Source organism: bacterium (Candidatus Blackallbacteria) CG13_big_fil_rev_8_21_14_2_50_49_14, assembly GCA_002783405.1.
In the GTDB taxonomy this organism is placed as follows: domain Bacteria; phylum Cyanobacteriota; class Sericytochromatia; order UBA7694; family UBA7694.
In genome coordinates, this window is the sequence record PFGG01000007.1 from 36,264 (window position 1) to 53,635 (window position 17,372).

Consider the following 17,372-nt stretch of genomic DNA (forward strand, 5'->3'; position numbering starts at 1 on the left):
AACTTTTGTCAAGATTTGAGTCCCGCCCAAATTTCAGCAAAGATTCTTTCGACATTCCCCCAAAAATAAGTTTCAATAGGGATATTCTTAAATGATGATCAGGAGCAAATCCGCCTCAGCATGAACAAACAGGTTTATCTCTATTTGCATACCCATTGGGATCGCGAGTGGTATCGCAGCTTTGAATCCTACCGATTTCGCCTTTGCCAGGTGGTGAGAGCCTTGCTCGATACGCTAGAGCAGGATCCCCAGCGTGTCTTTATGCTGGATGGACAAACCGCAGTCGTTGAAGACTTTCTCGAAGTCTACCCCCAGGAAGAAGCGCGCCTGATGCGAATGATTGCCTCTGGCCAACTTGAAGTGGGCCCCTGGTATGTTTTACCTGATGAATTTTTGGTGAGTGGTGAAGCCTTGATCCGAAATTTGCTCTTGGGGCGTGAGCAATCGCAGGCTTGGGGGCAAAAAACAGCCTTTGGCTATCTGCCTGATATGTTTGGGCATTTGGCGCAAATGCCCCAACTGCTAAAAAAATCAGGGCTTGAACCCGCTATCCTCTGGCGGGGGGTGCGTCCTTCACGCAATATTTTCTTTTGGTCGGCCTTAGATGGAAGTTCTTTAACCACACTGCATTTGACCAAGGGCTATTATATGGATGCCTTTCATACCACCCCCTTTCCTGAAGAAAGTTTCAAAAATTTTCTCAAAGGGATTGAAGACGCCACGCCTGTTCCTGCTCCTTTGCTCATGCCGGTAGGCGGAGACCATCTCGGCCTGCCCCTCAATTTTGAGGCCGATCTTGAGGCTTTCAACAGTGCGCAGAGCTGGTATACGCTCAAGCCCGCATCGATTGGTACCTACCTCAAAGAACTTGAAAAATTCAATTTTTCGATCGAAACGGTGCATGGAGAATTGCGAAACTGCGAATCCGCCTATATTCTCCCCGGCGTGCTCTCTACCCGGCGCTACCTGAAACAGTTCAATGATCGAATTCAAAACCTTTTAACCACTGAAGTGGAACCGCTTTTGCTTTGGAACTGGCTGAAAAATTCCCCATCGGATCCTGCTGCTGTCTTAAAGCAAGCCTGGAAACATCTGCTCAAAAACCACCCGCACGACAGCATCTGTGGCTGCAGCATTGATGAAGTGCACCAGGATATGCTGCCGCGCTTTCGGGCCGCAGAAAGCTTGGGCCAGGAACTGAAAAACAGCGCCCTGAATGAATTGGTGCAAACCTCTCTGTGCGGGGAAAAAGGCGAATATCTTCACCTGATCAATGCCGGCCCAGTGGATTATCAGGGCTGTTTAGCCGTCAGTCTGGAATTTCCAGCCGAGATGGAAATGCAAAGTTTTTCCCTGCTCGACCCCACGGGAAATCCGCTGGTCTATGAAATTCTGGAACGGGTCAAAGCCGAAAAATTTGTTGCAGAGCCCGATATTCTGCCCCACTGGGAAGAAATCGTGCGCTATGAATGTCTGCTCACAGCAGACATTCCTGCCTTCTCCAGCCGGGTGATCAAGATCAATCCCCATCAGACAGCCTTGCCCCTGCCGGGCATGAGAAAATCAGCCGAACCCTGCGCGATTGAAAATGCCTGGTGCCGTGTGCGATTGGATTCTGAAAAAGGGCAGTTGCAGTTCTACCGCCAGGAGAATCATACCTGGATACGGGTTTTAGAAGGCCACCTCTTTGTCGATGAAGGCGATGCCGGGGATTCCTATACTTTCTCTCCCCCCCAGGACAATCCACGCCAAACCCTGCATATTCAAGAGTTTCAAGTTGAAAAACAAGGGCTTTCACAAACCCTGCATATTACCTACTTTGGCTTCTTACCCGCCCAATTGCGCGAGGATCGTCAATCGCGTTCGGGGGTCAATGTTCCCTGTAAAATTCAAACCCGAATTCGGCTCTATGCCAATGATCCGGGGCTCTACTTTACTTCCTGGGTACAGAACCAGGCCCGGGATCATCGGCTGCGGCTACTTTTCAAATCGCAGTTGGGGCCGATTCGCTGCTGGAGTTCTACGGCCTTTGGCGCCTTGGAACGCCAAATGTCTCCTCCGCGCGCGCTGGATGTTTTGCCGGGCAAAGAGCGTCCTGCAGATACCTTCCCTTTTGATGACTGGATTCATATCCATGGGCCTGAAGATTTGGGCTATGTGGTACACACCGAAGGTCTGCACGAGGCAGAATTGATGTCGTGGGAAGGCAAACCGACGCTGGCTCTGACTTTTCTGCGTGCTGTGGGCTGGCTCTCGCGCGATGATCTGCGCACCCGTGGGGGAGGCGCAGGGCCGCGCATGAAAACGCCTGAAGCCCAGTGTCTGGGCGAGCACCGCTATGATTATCGCCTGGCGCTCAGCGGCAATTCACGCAAAGCAGCCTTGAAACAGGTCTTTCAATGGCAACATCCCCCGCTGGTCACCCAGGGCCAGCGCGAAAGCGAACTGCCGGGTTTATTCCGCATCAAAACCGAAGGCATCGCACTTAGCTGCTTAAAAAAAGCAGAGCATGAGCAGGCCATCATCTTCAGGCTGGTCAATCTGCTTGAGCACCCCGTCAAACTTGCCTTTGAGATTTTGTTTAAATTTGATTCAGTCGTGCTGACAGACCCCCTTGAAACCCAAGAGTTGACAGAAGGTCTGAGCATCTCTGACCAAGCCGTGGAAATCCTGACCCAACCCTTTGAAATCCTGACGTTTAAGATTCTGCCGCAAAGTGTCGAATGATACAATAGAAATACTTCAAAGTCGGGAAAGATCATGACGGAAACAGAAACCCATCAGGCTACGCATTCTGCAACGCCTATGGAACAATACAAATTGGCGCAGATTGAAACGGCAACCCCTGAGCGTTTGCTGGTCATGCTCTATGAAGGGGCGATTAAATTCTTAAATCTGGCAGCACAAGCGCTAGATGAAGAACAACTTGAAACTTCACACCGCAATATTCTGCGGGCAGAAGCGATTCTACTCGAACTCATGTCGGTTTTGGATATGGAGGTCGGCGGAGAATTGGCTAACAATCTATTTAATTTATATGATTATATGTACCGCTTGCTGGTCAAAGCCAATATCGACCACGCGCCCGAACCCGTCAGGGAAGTGATTTCACTTTTGGATAATTTGCGCAGCGCCTGGGATGAAGTGGCAGGCGTTGTGGGTCAAATGCGCTCAGAAGGCAAACTGGATACAGAACCCCGTGAACGACATTTTGCAGGCTAATTCGCCAAGCCCAGAACCCCAGGAAATCTTAAAGGCTTTCTCTGAACTCTCAGAGCGACTCACAGCCCTCTTAGCAGCAGAGCCCAGTGCAGATCTTGATCTCATTCAGGTTTGGGATCTGCTCGACCGGCGAGAAGCGCTGATTTCGATCCTCTATCAATTTTTCGCCAGCAACGAGACAGCCCCCAGCCCTGAATTTTTAAAGGCCTTGGGGGAACGTCAAGCAGCAGATCAAATCCTCATGGAGAAAATCAAAAAGCTTCAATCCGATTTGAAACAGGAATCCCAAAAAATGGGAAAACAGTTTTCTGCGACCACTTCCTACCTTGAACAGGGGATACAGGCCGAAGAAACCTCCCGCTTTTTTGAGAATCAGGGCTAAGCACCTGTTTCAGGTCGAGCCATTGTTTCCTGGGGCTGTTTAAGCACAGGTTCCTGCGCCTGTTTAAGCAGTTGGGGGGCAATGCCCATACAGGCCAGGGTCGTAATCACGGCAATCCAACCAATCACACCATAGTGCTCTAAATGCCCCTGTGCATCTTTAAAGACAATCATGCCCGCCATCAGTGAAGCCACCCCGGCTGAAAGCTGTTGCACTGAAGACTGAATGCTCATAAAACTGCCCCGGCGCTGGGGGCTAACCGTACCTGTAATCAAAGCCATCGCAGGAATAATTCTTCCCCCTGAAACAATAAAAAAGCTGGTGCTGAGCAAAAGCGCCAAATAAAGCGGTGTCACCCCCAAATGGGTGATCAGAAATTGCGGAAAGATCGAAAGCCCAAAAAACAAGACAAGAACTTTTAATTTTCCATAGCGGTCAGCCAGTTTTCCGATCAAAGGCCCGGTAATCAAGGTGGTGGCGCCGCCCAAAAGATAGATCAAGGTCAATTGCGCTTCAGAAAAGCCCACATTGGCAACCATGGAGGGGCTTAAAAAGGGGATAATCGCAAATTGTCCAATCATCATAAAAACAGTCAGAATCAGGGCCCAAATCTGGGGGGGATTTTTGAAGACATCCCCCAAAATCTGAAAGGGATGTTGTTGGGGCGCGGAAGGCGTGAGATGCGCTTTGAGCGAGGGAATACCTTTTAAAATCAGAAAAAAGACCCCCATCGAAACGCCACTGAGAAACAGAAAGGGGGAATGCCAATCAAAGAGACTGGCCAGCCACAACCCCAAGGGAACCCCCAAGACCGATGCTGCTGAAAAAGCGGAGGTCACAATGCCCATCGCGGAGCCCCTTCTTTCCATGGGAATGGCATCGCCAATCACGGCCATCACTGCGGCAGCCAGAATGCCCCCAAACGAACCCGTGAGCACTCTTGCCACCAGCAAAACCGGATAGGAGGGGGCCAGGGCACAGGCCAAAGTTCCCAAAATAAAACCACTGTAAAGCACCAGCAGAATATGTTTGCGATCAAAACGGTCCACCAGAAAAGCAGATAAAAATCCGCAGATTCCGGCAGAAAAAGTATAGGCTGAAACCAAGAGCCCAAATTCTTTGGGGCTGATAGAAAATAGCCGCATCAATTGGGGGCCCAAAGGCATCAGGATCATAAAATCGACAATATGCGTAAATTGAATCAGGGCCAAAGTCAGCAACAGTAAACGTTCACTCGATTTTGTCATGGCAGGTTCTTTCTGGAACGGCATCTCCGTTCACGGGTGAGGGAAGTTTACCCGCAGAACAGGGAGAGGGGCTAGCAGATTCAGTTTGTTTTTATCAGCAAAGAAAGCTGACAAGCGTCCAGCCAATACCCGCAAGCACTGCGGCCTGAATTGCTTGAGGCAATTGGGTATTGACATGGTCCATCAAATCTCCCCCCGTACACATGGCGCTCAAGACCGTGGTATCAGAAATAGGCGAACATTGATCGCCAAAGACACTGCCATTCATGACAGCGGCAAAACAAATCATCATAAACAATTCTGGGTTTGAAAGCCCCTGACTCTGGGCGATGGCCCAAGCCAAGGGCATGGCCAGAGGAAAGGCCACCGCATAGGTTCCCCAACTGGTGCCTGTCGAAAAAGCGATTACAATCGTCAAAATTTCGAGAATCACCGGCAAACTCCAGTAGGGCAGCGTGGTGCCCAGCAATTCCACAAGATAATTGCCACCGCCTGTGGCCTTGGAAATGCCCCCAATCGTAATCGCAAGCAATAAAATCACAGAGCCCAAAACAACGCCTTTCAGCCCCTCGCCAAAGCCCTCTACCAAATCTGAAAGCGACATGCCCCGCACAGTCGCAATGATCGCGGCGGCAACCAGTGCAGCCCCAAAGGCCCAGCGAATTTTGGGGGAGCCACTGCTGAGAAAGGTTCCAATCGCAATCCCAATCAAAATCACCAAGGGCAGAAAGAAATCAATCACATGGGGATGGTAATTCTGAGGCACCCGACTGGTATGCAGTTCAGGCGTACTTAGAGGACGGGAATCCGGCGCATCCAGCGCTCCACTGCTGCGTGCTCTTTGTATCGCGGCACGCAACTGGCGGTTCACGAAGGGAAGCTTGTCGATACTGAGTAAAAAAGTGCTTAAAACAGCCAGAATTGCATAAAAACTGAGTGGAATACTTTTAAAGAAAAAAGCGAGACGATCCGCTTCTGTCACCAAAAACGGCACCCCTGAAACAAATATAAAGGTTTGCACATAGCCAGGCCAGGCATTAAAGGGCAAAAGACAGGCAATCGGAGAGGCCGTCGAATCGACAATAAAAGAGAGCTCTTCATGGCTGATTTTTTCCTTGTCGGCCAAGGGTTTGATCGTGGTTCCTACCAAAACGGTGCTGACCGTTCCGCCCTGAAAAAAGATCACCCCCAGCAACCAGGCCACCAAACGTGCTGAGCGCGGCCCCCTCACCACATATTTACTCATCATCTCAGCAAAGGCCTGAGGTGCCCCCATGCGCGACCACAGGCCCATCAGCCCCCCCAAAAGCCAGAGGTAAAGAATCAGAATCTGTGCTGCTGAGTCTGTGGCCAAACTGGGCACGAAGACCTCTTCGGTTAAATCATATTGCCCCAGCAGAAAAGCCCCGGCAATAATCCCGCCGAGCAAAGCAGTCATGGGTTCACGGGTTAACCAGCAGAGCCCAATCGCAACCAGTGCTGGCAAAAGCGACCAAAAACCCCAATGTCGTTTGCCGCGCAGCCAGTAGTAATTCATTTTTTCTTTGCCCTCTAGGCGTACCCTTTCCGTGACAAAATCTTCAGAAATTTCTGGAGATTTATGTGCGGTTTTCAATTCATTCAGATTATCGGGATGCAAAGGCGAAGAAATATAGGGCGTTAAGACATCGGGCAGATATTTTTGTTTTCCCTGATAGGTATAGGCCAAACGGGGCCCTGCCGTATGAACATCCAGCAGAATTTTTTCGGCCGTCCAGACCGGTTGAATATACTGGCCCGCCCACCAGCCGAGTAAAAGCGTAAGAACAAAAAACCACAGTGCACGTGAACGCAGGAAATGGGGGCTAAACAATCGAACAGGGGCTTGATTCACTCGGCATTCTCCTTCAAAGGAACTCGATCTATCTTACCCAGTGCTGCCACAGATTGCAAAGATCCCGATCTGCAAGCGAGCGGAGATCGATTTGGGTCTCCTCAGATTTAGGTGTATGATCAGGGGGTAAACTTGATGGTTTCAGGTAAAGAAACGGGCATGTTGAAGTGGTTCTATCTGATTTTTCTGCTTCCTGGGTGGATGCTCTTTGCGTTTTTGCTCAATCAAGCCCAAACCAGCGCGAATTTAATTGGTCTGGCGCTGGCAGGAATCTATGCTTTGGGTGGCTATCGACTCTGGCTCCACCCGCTGCTGCTTGAAAAACGCTATCAACGCAGCTTACAGGAATCGCAAAAAATCCAAGCTGAACTTCAGGCTTTGGAACTTGAACGTGAAAACCAGTTTCTTCAAGCCTTGAAATCTGAAAGGCCTTCGCTTGATTCCCAGCTCCCCATGCAAAAATCTGAGGCCCCCCAAAAGAAGGAGAAAATGCCATGAGGCGTGTTTTGCTTTTTGCAAGTCTGCTTGTATTGAGTTCCTGTTATTCAGTACCTACCGGCTATGTCGGCGTCAAAGTCAATCTTTACGGAGATACCAAGGGCGGTATTGAAGTGATCAGCCCCGGACGTTATTTGCAAACCCCCAATGTCGATTACCATGTCTTTCCGACCTTTATTCAAAATGTGACCTGGACCAAAAATCCATCGGAAGGCTCTCCAAACGACGATTCAATTACCTTCCAAACCTCTGAAGGCCTGTCTGTAAATGCGGATATTGGTTTATCCTATTCGATCAATGAGCACAAGGTTTCAGATATATTCAGGCAACATCGCAAAGGCATCGAAGAAATCACAGCCACCTATCTGCGCAATATCGTTAGAGACTCCTTTAATATGGTGGCCTCCACCATGGATGTCGAGGCCATTTATGGCCCGCGCAAATCTGATTTTCTCAACAAAGTCAACAAACAGGTCAAGGACAAAGTCGGGCCAGAGGGTTTTGATCTCAAACAAATCAGCATCATTGGCACCATGCGCTTGCCCGACGCGGTTGTCAATGCACTCAATGCTAAAATTGCTGCCACCCAACGCGCCCAGCAACGTGAAAATGAATTGCGCGAAGCCGAAGCCCAGGCCAAACGGCGTTTGATTGAAGTCAAAGCCGAATCTGAGGCCAATCGTTTGAAAGCTGCCCAACTCAGCCCCGCCTTGTTGGATTATGAGCGTTTACAGGTGCAACGCACCGCCATCGAAAAATGGAATGGGCAATTGCCCGTCGTTCAGGGCCCCGGTTCGACTTCAGTGCTCGACCTGGGTGCCTTGATGAACAACCGCAAACAAAATTAAGCAAAAGAGGATTTCAGCTAATGGGTTTTGATTTTTCCTTCACAGATGAACAGCGCATGGTACAGGATGCGATTCTCAGCATGCTCAAACGCCATGAAAGTAAACATACGGCCTGGCGTCAGCAAATTTACAAACACCATCAATTTCCCGATGAACTCTGGCAAGCCTTTGCCGAGACCGGGATCATGGGAAGCTTTTTGCCTGAAGCCTATGGCGGTTCAGACATGGGGCTGATGCCCCTGGTGATTGGATTGGAAACCTTGAGTGCCCATGGATTTGCCTGTGTTCACGCCGTGGTCACAGCCATGGATGCACTTTGCATTTTGGCCCATGGTTCAGAAGCACTCAAAGCAGAAATTCTGCCACAAATCGCAACAGGTCAAATGCGCTTAAGCTATGCCCATACAGAACCTGATGCTGGCAGCAATGTTTTCAATACCGCTACCATGGCCGTGCGCGAGGGCGATTTTTACAAAGTGAAGGGGCAAAAAGTATTTATCAGTGGCGTCGACAGCACCCAGAAAATGCTCTTGGTCACCCGCACAGCGACCCTTGAAGAAGCCATGAAAAAGGGCAGCAAAACCTATGGGCTGAGCCTGATGCTGGTAGATACTGACAGCCCTGGGCTCGAAAAACAATTTCTTCCGCTTCAAGGCTTAGAGGGCATTAAACAATGGGCTCTGTTTCTGGAAGATGTCAAAGTACCCGTCTCAAATCTTGTCGGTGAAGAAAACCAGGGAGCCCGGATCATCTTCGATTCACTCAATTCTGAACGTATTCTGGCTGCAGCCATTGCCACTGGCATGGTCGATTTTCTTCTGGAGCGCTCAACCCGCTATGCCCGCGAACGCAAAGTTTTTGGGGGCAGGGCCATTGGCTCCTACCAATCGATCGCCCACCCCCTGGCTGAAACCAAAATCGAGCAGGAAGCAGCGCGTTTATTGACCTACCGGGCAGCTTGGGCCTTTGATCAGGGCCAAGCCCCTGCGGAGGTAGGCCATTATGCCAATCTCGCTAAATTCAAAGCTGCCGATGTGGGGGTCAAGGCAGCAGACCATGCCATCGAAACCCATGGCGGATACGGTTTTTCAGAGGAATATGAAGTCATTTATTACTGGAATGCCGCCAGGGTGCTGAAAACAGCTCCGATTACCCGCGAAATGATTCTCAATTTTGTGGCAGAACATTCCTTAAAACTGCCAAGATCCTATTAAAAAAACTGGAGCTCCTTCATCCAGAAGGGGCTGAAAACGAAATCTTTTGCGCAGCGCATAAAAGACGCTTCACAATTCAATTTCAGGCCGCTTTGAGGCGGCCATTTTTCATGCAAAGATTGACATATTGCAAATGAATCGCATATACTACCAAAGTCCTAAACGGATTCAAGATTAAATATGATTAAATATCTAATCTAGGTTTTTTGCTGAATTCAGCAAAAAATGTCTAAATATGCGATTATCAGAATCAACGCTGAAAAGAGGAAAAAAACGCATGTTCAAGCGTTTCCTGGCCACCAGCGCCATCTTGGCCGTTTGCTTAAGTCTTCCACACATGCCTGCACAGGCCACATCCAGTGTCTCTCAATTTGGACGTGAAGTGGTATTCAGTGCCCAACAACATATCGGCCTTCCCTATATTTGGGGAGGAGAAGATCCCAACCGTGGATTTGATTGTTCGGGGCTCGTCAAGTTTACCTTTGAAGAATTTAATATCACGCTGCCCCACCGGGCGGATCTTCAGTTCAATTATGGGGTCACAGTGAAGCGTGAAGAGCTTCAACCCGGAGACATCGTCTTCTTTTCCACTGGCGGTTATCCCATTGGCCATGTGGGCATTTACGCCGGCAATGACCAATTTATCCATGCCCCACGCCGTGGCAAGCCGATTCAAATCAACTCCCTGTCTGATGGCTGGTACAGCCAGCGTTATGTGGGAGCAAAACGCATGACTCCTGATTACTTTTAGCTCATTTCGGTTCATGGTATAGTGCCTGAGATTGTTTTTTAAGTATTGACGGAGATAGATGATTACATGAGTATTACCAGTAACGATTTACGCCCCGGCATTGCCATCGTTTTTGATAATGATCCCTGGCAGGTGGTTGAGTTTCAACACGTCAAGCCCGGCAAAGGGGCGGCATTTGTCCGCAGCAAGCTCAAAAATATGCGCACAGGAAACGTTCGCGAAAACACCTTCCGTGCCGGTGAAAAGCTTGAAAAAGCAGATATTGAAAAAAAAGCCATGCAGTATCTCTACCAAGATGGAGATCAGTACAATTTTATGGACAACGAAACCTTCGAACAGTTGCCCGTGCATAAGGATCTGATCAATGATCGGGTGCTCAAGTATATGAAAGAAAGCCTTGAGTACGATATGCTGTTTTTTAATGGCAGTTTGATTACGATTGATCCCCCGAATTTTATCGTGGCTGAAATTACCGAAACCGATCCAGGTTTAAAAGGCGATACTGCCACCGGCGGAACCAAACCCGCAACGATTGAAACGGGTGCCGTGATTCAAGTTCCCCTCTTTGTCAACCAAGGGGATAAAATTCGTGTTGATACCCGTACCGATTCTTATCTGGAGCGGGCCTGATTCTCTGAGTCAGATACAGATTTTTTCTGGCGACCGGGGCACGGGCAAAACCCGTGCTCTGGTTTCTGTTTTAAACCAAATTCTAACTTCAAAAGCCAATGCGGCTAAAATTCAGGTGATCGCAGGTCACCGCCATTTTCAACGCAGACAGTTTCTCGATCAAATGGTGACGCAAGGCATCGCTCCCTGGGGCGGTATGCACCTCAATACCTTGCCCCAATGGACACGCAGCCTCCTCTCCCTGCCTGGATTGCTTCCCAAAGGTTTTCAAGCCGTTTCTGCCAATGAAATTACTTTGCTGATGCAGATTTTTTGGGCACACAATCCTGACTTGCAATTTCACTTTCCCGGCAGCGAAACCCAAGCGTGGAATCTGCTTTTAACCCGCCACCAGGAAAAATGTCTGCAGGGCTATAGCTGGCAGGAGTTTCATGCCCGCTCTCAAGCCCTTGAAACAGATCCCCTCGCCCCGCAGATGAATGCCTTTCTTGAAGCTTTTCAAAACTGGCTGCTCGATTCTGCCCTGCTCGATTATCCCCTGCAATTGTCGCAACTGCTCAAGAACTGGCAAAGCCCCCTCTGCCAAAACGCGATCCAGCAGACCAAGTACTGGTTGATTGATGATTTTGAACAATGGAGTCCGCTTGAAAAAAAGCTGCTCATGCAACTGCTTTCCTTTCAGTCCCAGTTCACGCTTGCCTGGAACCCTTGGGATACCGCATCGGAATTGCCTGAAGTACTGATCAAGGCCGGTGCAGAAATACGTGAACTTGAGGATCCTCATCCTTTACAAGCTCTCGCAAAACGCTTGGATACGCTCTTTCAAGCCAAAACCTTAACCCCTGAAGTTGCCAATACAAAGGTTTTCATCTCGCGCTCTCAGAACACAGCCACGATGTTGTCTGAGATGGAAACGCAATTGCAAACCCTGATTTCAGAAGGCATTGAGCCCGGAGAGATCGTTTGGGTGACCTGGTCACTCAATGATAGCCTCTGTTTGGAAATTGAGACCCGGCTTTCGGCCTTGGGAATTTCGCTTGAAATCTATCGGGGTTCTCGTATGATTCAACGGGATCCCCTGGTCAATCTTTTGCTCTCACTGCTGCGCCTGGTGGCATGGCAAACCTTTGCCGATTCAGTTGCCGTACCCAAACTGAATGGCTTTGATATGTCCCAGATTTTTGCCTTCTGTCTGGGTTTAGATGGCTTTGAGCTGGCGCATTTGCGTGAGAAATTTGGCAACAGAGTCTCTGCCTGGGGGCAGTTTTTACAAACCCTCACGGGCGCCAAGGCTGAAAACCTGAAAGCCCAGGTCGCCGATTTACGCCGGGCCTATCAATCTGGGCAAAAAAACCTTTCAGAAATCGCCCAAGAACTTTGGCAAAGCCTGATCCTGCCGATCATAAAACCTGAGCTGTCTGTTGTTGCCCTGCGTGAAACCCTTCACCGTCTTGCGCAATGGCAAGCCATCCGGCCGGATCTTCCCGATTCAGAATTGTTGTTTTTTGAGGCCCTCTTTCGGGGTGAACTGCGCGAAACGGGCGATCCTGTTTTGGAGCCTCAGCCCCAGGCCCTCAAACTAATGACCCTGCACCGTCTTTGCGAGCTGAAAATCAGCAGCAGATATCAATTCTGGTTTGACCTGAGCGCTCCCGCCTGGATGGCACATGCCAGTCATCCCCTGAACAGCCGCCAGCTCTTTTCATCAGACCATGCTCCCAGTGTTGGCTGGAGCCTGGAACGAGAAGAGGCCCTGTCTGAACAGGCCATGGGCAGATTGCTGCGCAAAGGGCTGCGCTTTTGTCAGCACACCCCCTTTTTCTTTGCCTGTGATTATGATGCGCTGGCGCAAAAACAGAACCAGGAGACGCTTGTGCGTTTTCTCAGCCTGGATTACAGCCCTGTCGAAACGATTTAGCTCACTGCCACTTGAGCAAAGGCCTGAGAGAGAACCCAATCTGTCTGTGTTTCCTGCCCAGTGGCTTTTTCAAAGCCTGGCACCAGCATCGCGCGTTTCAATTCCTGTTCTGCTGAAGCTTTGTATTGGGTTTTGCCCTCATCTCGCTCAAAGCGATACCACAGCACAGACCAGGCGATTGTCTTGGCGATCTGAACAAACCAAAAACGCTCATTCAGGGTTTCACCCGTACAGAGCTGGTTGATCTCGCGAATGCCTTTCTGAGGCAGAGAACAGGTCCAGCAAGAACTGATCATATAAAAGGCCCGAATATGCAGAGCACGTTGCTCAGTTAAGCCCAAAACAAACAAATTGGGCAATTCAAGCACTTCCTGGTAGCTTTGGGCCGCTGTTTCCAAGATTTTCTGAACCTGATCAAGCTTAATTTCACGGGTCTCTATACGCCACAGCAAGAGGGCAGCAATATCATAACAGAGATTGGCAAGTTCCTTCTTATAGTAAAAACTTTCCTGCTCAGATTCGATTTTTTCCAAATAGCGCTTCAGTGTCGCTTGCGCTTTTTCAAAGCGATTCAAGGCAGAGCTCAATTTCGTCTGATCTTTTTGTTGCAGCCCCTGACGCGCCAAAATCCCCATAAAGACGGCCACTGCGCATTTCAATTCTGCTTCAGAGGCCGAGTTTTTCGAAGCCAGGGTCTTTTCGAGTAAAATTTCACTGCTTTGCTCGGTCTGGTTATGCAATAAAAACCGAATCCCCCCCGTAATCGACATCACGCGAATCAGTGCTTTTTTGAGCTGGGGAACCGTTTTGCAGAGCAAATTATTATTGAGCAGACGATCTGAAATCTCCCAGATATACGAGACCATTTCCTCCACCCGGCTCAATTGCAGCGTGAGATAGCCTTCATCGACCAGATTGCGCTCAATCATGGCATGCAGCACCCGGCTGCCTTCATTGAGCAGATTGATAATTTCAGCAAGGGCATGCAGAGACTGTACCCTGCTAAGGGGAATTTCGTAGCCTCCCGCACTTTCAAAGGATTTTTGGACTTGCTTGTCGTGTCCTGCCAGCTTACGCAAAAGACTGAGGTTGTCCTTCTCGACCCGAATCACGGGAAAACCTTTATCATACTCCAAAATAGCGGGTTCAATTTCTTCCCACAAGACTTCAAGTGCTTTCAAATGCACTTCAAGATCCACCTGATTTTCATGCAGAGTTTGTTTCAGGGTTTCATCCATCTGCTCAGAAAGCCGGTTGCGAATCTCTTCAGACGAAATCGCCTTTTCCTGAAAACCCAAGAGACCTGAAAGTTCAACCCACAATTCCTGCCGGTGGGGCTGAGATTTCTGGGGTAAAAAAATTTCAAGCAAGGGCATCACTGCTTCTTGCTTGGGGCGAATCGTATTCCCCTCTTTCAAGCTAAGCCAGGTGGAAAGCGTTGAGTTTTTCACCATCAAGCCCCGCTCTGCGAGTGCTTCGAGAATTTGAGCAGGCTTCAGCTTGCTTTGCTGCCAAAAATGACGCAACATTGCCTTGGCCTGGCGAATATCTCGCTGTTCCTGTTCACTGAATTCGGTTTTCATGGTTGTTTACCCACGCGGAGGAGGTGAATTTTGAGCTTGGGGACCTGGCGCATCCGCCGGTGGGGGAGGGCCCAAGGCTGGAATCAGATCGGCATTCTGTTCTTGAATTTTCAACGTACGCGCATAATGTTCCTGAGGGGGCAAACCCGCCAAAGCATCAATTTCTGCAGCAACAATTGGACGCTCAAGACGCAGACGCTCCATCACTTCTGGGGGAATCAAGGGAGGAGGCCCCCCTGGAGGCACAGCCCCCCCGACAGGAGGTTTCCCAGTTTGAGAAGGTGGGGGAGGAGGAAACTGCCCGCGAATCCCTGGAGGAGGAGGGGGGGGCGGGGCGGGCGCAAAATTGCGGATTCGTTTCCGGTAATCCTCTGCCTTTTGTCTTTGCAAATTCACAGCCTGACTGAAAATTTCAGGTGCTGGGGGAGGGGGGCTGGCTGCAGGGTTCGGGCTCGCTTCAGGGGATGGGCTGGCAAGCGGCAGGGGTTCCGGGCTGGGCAAAGCAGTGGGTTTGGCAGAAGCGAGGGGTTCTGCGCTTTCACTTTGACCTTCCATTTGCCCCGTCACGACCCGGGTCTGAAAATTATTGTCGAGGGTAATTAAATAGCTCGTATTCTCAGCGGGAAGGGTTTCTGCACCTGCAAAATAGAAGCGTTGGTTGGCAAATTGCCCCTTAAAAATATCATAGGATTGGTCTGGGTAAATCACCAAGGCCCGCGCAAACGAAGCTGAAGTATTGCTGAGTTCATTTAAATTATCCGGGCTGGTAAAATAACTGCCCTCACTGTGCGCCAAAAGTTTAACTGAAAATTCGGGCAAACGATAATAGTCATCAAGTTTCCCAGATTTCAAATCAGATTCAAAGCCCTTCACATTTTCTTGAAGAAGTTGTGTATGCTGATCATCGAGGGCCTGAACCTTGAAAACCGCTGATACTTTCATCAAATAGCCACTGATCGCACCTGATTTGGCGGCAACCGCAGTGCTTGAGGTTTGCGTGCTGGGATTCGTTATCTGAATCACCAAAGGTGTACATCCGCAAAGCAAACTGCCCGATACGATCAGGCTTAAAATTTTCTGTTTGGTCATAAACTGCTCCCCAGCTGAAATGCTATGGTTCTATTAGACCATAGACCTGCCTTGATAAAATCTTAAAAATTGAATGGGCAGAATATTTTTTTCTTAGCGCATTTGTGAGCGGATTCTTTACTTCTCACCCGAAAAATCGTTATCATGAAGGAAGTCAGTAAAATAGTTTGATTCTTTGACTGGGGTAAATACATGCAGCGAATCTTCCAGCCACAAAAATGGGCAAAAACGCTTCCGCTGGTCGCGTTTCTCAGTCTCTCTGTTTCTGCATGCAGCACTCCCCTTTCAACAGACCCCATCAATACACGCTTGAACCTGAGCGCCCTGCCTCCGATTGAAGGGCCTCAAAATGTACAGACCGCAGCAGCCCAGATTTTTAGTTTCAGAATAATCACTCCGGTTAAAAATGTAGATATTTTTTCAATCCTGCAAACGATTAAACCTGCTGGAATTACCTTGAGGCAGGCTGCTTTGCCCGTTTCTCAATTGAAAGAAGTTCAAGCCGCCAAGCAGATTATTGAAAATTCTGCATTTGTCGATCCTGGCACAGCCAATAGGCTGGCCTTTGATACTGCCCGGTTCTATAACTGGGATATTGAAGTGGCCCGTCAGGTCATGGTCGAAGTGGTCAAAATCTATACCACACACCGTGATCTCGAAGTGGCAAAATGGCGCAAAGCCACAGAAGCTTCAGCTCAAAAAGTAATCGCCCGCGCCAAAGCCAAACAGGATGAAATTACCAAACAGGATCAGGATTTGTACAAACGGATTTACAATCCCAAACCAGGCATTAACGATCGCAATACCGATAACCCAGGTGTTAAACGCTATATTATAGATTCTGCTGACCGGCTTGAAAAAAACCACCGGGCCCAAGCCGAATACCAGCGTCAGGCCAAGGCCGCCCAGGAAAAATACCTTGAAGAACTGAAAGTCAAATTGGCAGAGGATCGCAAAAAGGCAGAACTGGAAGCCAAATTACGCGATCAACGCGTGTCTGGTTTGATTAAAACCCAATCCATAGATTCTGAAGCCCCCTTTCATTTTTATACGCTTCACAACGGCGATTTTATGATTGAAACAGGTTCGGCCCAGGCCCTCCCGCCTGTAATCCAACTCAAGGTGGATGGTTTTGAGCTGCCGATCAGTATTCCCATATTGGCGCAAACCCACAATGGACGTTTGCTGGTTTCAATTGATGCCGATGCCCAGGGTCGCCCGGTGGTCAGAGGCGGAATGGATGATAGCAGTGGCGGCCGCTTTGATCTACAGGCCCCTGTTTTCACTTTAAAATATGGGGAGAATCTTCAGCAGGAGCTGAGTTTTCTCTATCCCGATGGCAAGGTCGAAACCTTGGATATTGGACAATTGTCTCAACTCAGCCGTTGGGATCAACAGCCTCAGCTCCTTCCTCCCCGTGTCACCCAATTGGATCCTGAAAATCTGCGCACCAAGTTGGATGCCTTTGCTCAAATCAGCTACCAATTTATTCCTGTGATCAGTGATTTGCCTCCTGATCAGGCCCTGGATTTACTGCAAACGGTTCAAAGCCAATTTTAAAAGCTTTGCGAGATCTTCTCCCCTTCTAACCCATCCCTCTGATATGGTAGAACTGTGATCGACAGTGAACAGAAGGTGACCGCATGTTTTTTATTCGCATTTCGCTAAGCCTCGTTATTATTTTATTTCTCGCCGCTTGCCCTTCGGAGCAAACCCAAAAGTCTGAGCCCACCTCATTGCAGACCGCTTCTCAAGCACCTCTGCCCACTCCCCCTGATCTCACGACAGGGAGTAAAGTCTTTATTTCCAAAGGTTGTATTGCCTGCCATGCCATTTCAAGCATTTCTGAAGCCAAAGGTGTCTTGGGCCCCAAATTAGATGGAATTGCTGTACAAGCGGGCCAACGGGTCAAAGGCCTGAATGCCGAAGCCTATTTGCGGCAAGCGATTGAAAAGCCCGATGCCTATCTGGTCGCAGGTTATCAAAATCTGATGACCCCCAATCTGCGCGCCACCATGACCGATTCTGAATATGAAGATTTAATTGCCTTCCTGCTCTCGCTCAAACCCTAAAGTGCTCTGTTTTTCCGCCTAAGCGGCTATAATGAAGCACAGATC

General features: G+C 49.2%; 15 protein-coding genes. 11 read left to right on the plus strand and 4 right to left on the minus strand.

The genetic code is table 11. The features are described 5' to 3' along the window. Window positions 1-120: 120 nt before the first annotated feature. The 3 genes from COW20_01040 to COW20_01050 are packed head-to-tail and all read left to right on the plus strand — an operon-like array spanning window position 121 to window position 3,604. On the plus strand, window positions 121-2,727 hold the full coding sequence (locus COW20_01040) for a hypothetical protein (protein ID PIW50837.1): 2,607 nt from the start codon (window positions 121-123) through the stop codon (window positions 2,725-2,727). 33 nt (window positions 2,728-2,760) lie between these two features. Further along, the gene (gene fliS, locus COW20_01045) at window positions 2,761-3,222 is read left to right on the plus strand and encodes a flagellar export chaperone FliS (GenBank protein ID PIW50838.1); all 462 of its coding nucleotides are present in this window, start codon (window positions 2,761-2,763) and stop codon (window positions 3,220-3,222) included. Next, the gene (locus tag COW20_01050; GenBank protein PIW50839.1) at window positions 3,212-3,604 is read left to right on the plus strand and encodes a hypothetical protein; all 393 of its coding nucleotides are present in this window, start codon (window positions 3,212-3,214) and stop codon (window positions 3,602-3,604) included. The genes fliS and COW20_01050 overlap by 11 nt, the downstream gene beginning before the upstream one ends. Here COW20_01050 and COW20_01055 read toward each other — a convergent pair. After that, a complete protein-coding gene (locus COW20_01055) occupies window positions 3,601-4,875 on the minus strand; it encodes an MFS transporter (GenBank protein ID PIW50840.1) in 1,275 nt (424 codons plus the stop codon). The two genes, COW20_01050 and COW20_01055, sit on opposite strands and share 4 nt — an antisense overlap. A 70-nt stretch (window positions 4,876-4,945) precedes the next feature. After that, a complete protein-coding gene (locus tag COW20_01060) occupies window positions 4,946-6,388 on the minus strand; it encodes a sodium:proton antiporter (protein ID PIW50911.1) in 1,443 nt (480 codons plus the stop codon). A gap of 471 nt (window positions 6,389-6,859) precedes the next feature. Between COW20_01060 and COW20_01065 the strand changes: the two genes are divergently transcribed. The 6 genes from COW20_01065 (at window position 6,860) to COW20_01090 (ending at window position 12,583) form a co-directional block, all read left to right on the plus strand. Continuing rightward, window positions 6,860-7,222 carry a hypothetical protein gene (locus tag COW20_01065; protein ID PIW50841.1) on the plus strand — a complete coding sequence of 121 codons (363 nt, stop codon included), beginning with the start codon at window positions 6,860-6,862 and terminating at the stop codon, window positions 7,220-7,222. Then, window positions 7,219-8,070: a transposase gene (locus COW20_01070; GenBank protein ID PIW50912.1), complete on the plus strand. Its 852-nt coding sequence runs from the start codon at window positions 7,219-7,221 to the stop codon at window positions 8,068-8,070. The genes COW20_01065 and COW20_01070 overlap by 4 nt, the downstream gene beginning before the upstream one ends. Then, window positions 7,980-9,284 carry an acyl-CoA dehydrogenase gene (locus COW20_01075; GenBank protein ID PIW50842.1) on the plus strand — a complete coding sequence of 435 codons (1,305 nt, stop codon included), beginning with the start codon at window positions 7,980-7,982 and terminating at the stop codon, window positions 9,282-9,284. The genes COW20_01070 and COW20_01075 overlap by 91 nt, the downstream gene beginning before the upstream one ends. A 235-nt stretch (window positions 9,285-9,519) precedes the next feature. Continuing rightward, window positions 9,520-10,035, plus strand: a complete 516-nt coding sequence (locus tag COW20_01080) for a peptidase P60 (GenBank protein PIW50843.1) — start codon at window positions 9,520-9,522, stop codon at window positions 10,033-10,035. A gap of 66 nt (window positions 10,036-10,101) precedes the next feature. After that, window positions 10,102-10,665, plus strand: coding sequence for an elongation factor P (gene efp, locus COW20_01085; protein ID PIW50844.1), 564 nt, complete (start codon window positions 10,102-10,104; stop codon window positions 10,663-10,665). Continuing rightward, a complete protein-coding gene (locus COW20_01090) occupies window positions 10,625-12,583 on the plus strand; it encodes a hypothetical protein (protein PIW50845.1) in 1,959 nt (652 codons plus the stop codon). The genes efp and COW20_01090 overlap by 41 nt, the downstream gene beginning before the upstream one ends. Here the strand turns inward: COW20_01090 and COW20_01095 are convergent. After that, window positions 12,580-14,166 (minus strand): hypothetical protein, encoded by a 1,587-nt coding sequence (locus COW20_01095; GenBank protein PIW50846.1) that lies wholly within the window; start codon window positions 14,164-14,166, stop codon window positions 12,580-12,582. The genes COW20_01090 and COW20_01095 overlap by 4 nt on opposite strands. Before the next feature lie 6 nt (window positions 14,167-14,172). Continuing rightward, on the minus strand, window positions 14,173-15,255 hold the full coding sequence (locus tag COW20_01100) for a hypothetical protein (protein ID PIW50847.1): 1,083 nt from the start codon (window positions 15,253-15,255) through the stop codon (window positions 14,173-14,175). 192 nt (window positions 15,256-15,447) lie between these two features. Here COW20_01100 and COW20_01105 point away from each other — a divergent pair, with 192 nt between their 5' ends. Together COW20_01105 and COW20_01110 are read left to right on the plus strand one after the other, a co-directional pair. Further along, window positions 15,448-16,815 carry a hypothetical protein gene (locus COW20_01105; protein ID PIW50848.1) on the plus strand — a complete coding sequence of 456 codons (1,368 nt, stop codon included), beginning with the start codon at window positions 15,448-15,450 and terminating at the stop codon, window positions 16,813-16,815. 83 nt (window positions 16,816-16,898) lie between these two features. Continuing rightward, the gene (locus COW20_01110) at window positions 16,899-17,327 is read left to right on the plus strand and encodes a hypothetical protein (protein ID PIW50849.1); all 429 of its coding nucleotides are present in this window, start codon (window positions 16,899-16,901) and stop codon (window positions 17,325-17,327) included. Window positions 17,328-17,372 lie beyond the last annotated feature (45 nt).

Bases quoted from the DNA above. Each gene is read 5' to 3' on its own strand.
- COW20_01040 (PIW50837.1), top strand. From the start codon at position 121: ATGAACAAACAGGTTTATCTCTATTTGCATACCCATTGGGATCGCGAG.
- fliS (PIW50838.1), top strand. From the start codon at position 2,761: ATGACGGAAACAGAAACCCATCAGGCTACGCATTCTGCAACGCCTATG.
- COW20_01055 (PIW50840.1), bottom strand. From the start codon at position 4,875: ATGCCGTTCCAGAAAGAACCTGCCATGACAAAATCGAGTGAACGTTTA.
- COW20_01060 (PIW50911.1), bottom strand. From the start codon at position 6,388: ATGAATTACTACTGGCTGCGCGGCAAACGACATTGGGGTTTTTGGTCG.
- COW20_01065 (PIW50841.1), top strand. From the start codon at position 6,860: ATGGTTTCAGGTAAAGAAACGGGCATGTTGAAGTGGTTCTATCTGATT.
- COW20_01070 (PIW50912.1), top strand. From the start codon at position 7,219: ATGAGGCGTGTTTTGCTTTTTGCAAGTCTGCTTGTATTGAGTTCCTGT.
- COW20_01075 (PIW50842.1), top strand. From the start codon at position 7,980: ATGGAATGGGCAATTGCCCGTCGTTCAGGGCCCCGGTTCGACTTCAGT.
- COW20_01080 (PIW50843.1), top strand. From the start codon at position 9,520: ATGCGATTATCAGAATCAACGCTGAAAAGAGGAAAAAAACGCATGTTC.
- efp (PIW50844.1), top strand. From the start codon at position 10,102: ATGAGTATTACCAGTAACGATTTACGCCCCGGCATTGCCATCGTTTTT.
- COW20_01095 (PIW50846.1), bottom strand. From the start codon at position 14,166: ATGAAAACCGAATTCAGTGAACAGGAACAGCGAGATATTCGCCAGGCC.
- COW20_01100 (PIW50847.1), bottom strand. From the start codon at position 15,255: ATGACCAAACAGAAAATTTTAAGCCTGATCGTATCGGGCAGTTTGCTT.
- COW20_01105 (PIW50848.1), top strand. From the start codon at position 15,448: ATGCAGCGAATCTTCCAGCCACAAAAATGGGCAAAAACGCTTCCGCTG.
- COW20_01110 (PIW50849.1), top strand. From the start codon at position 16,899: ATGTTTTTTATTCGCATTTCGCTAAGCCTCGTTATTATTTTATTTCTC.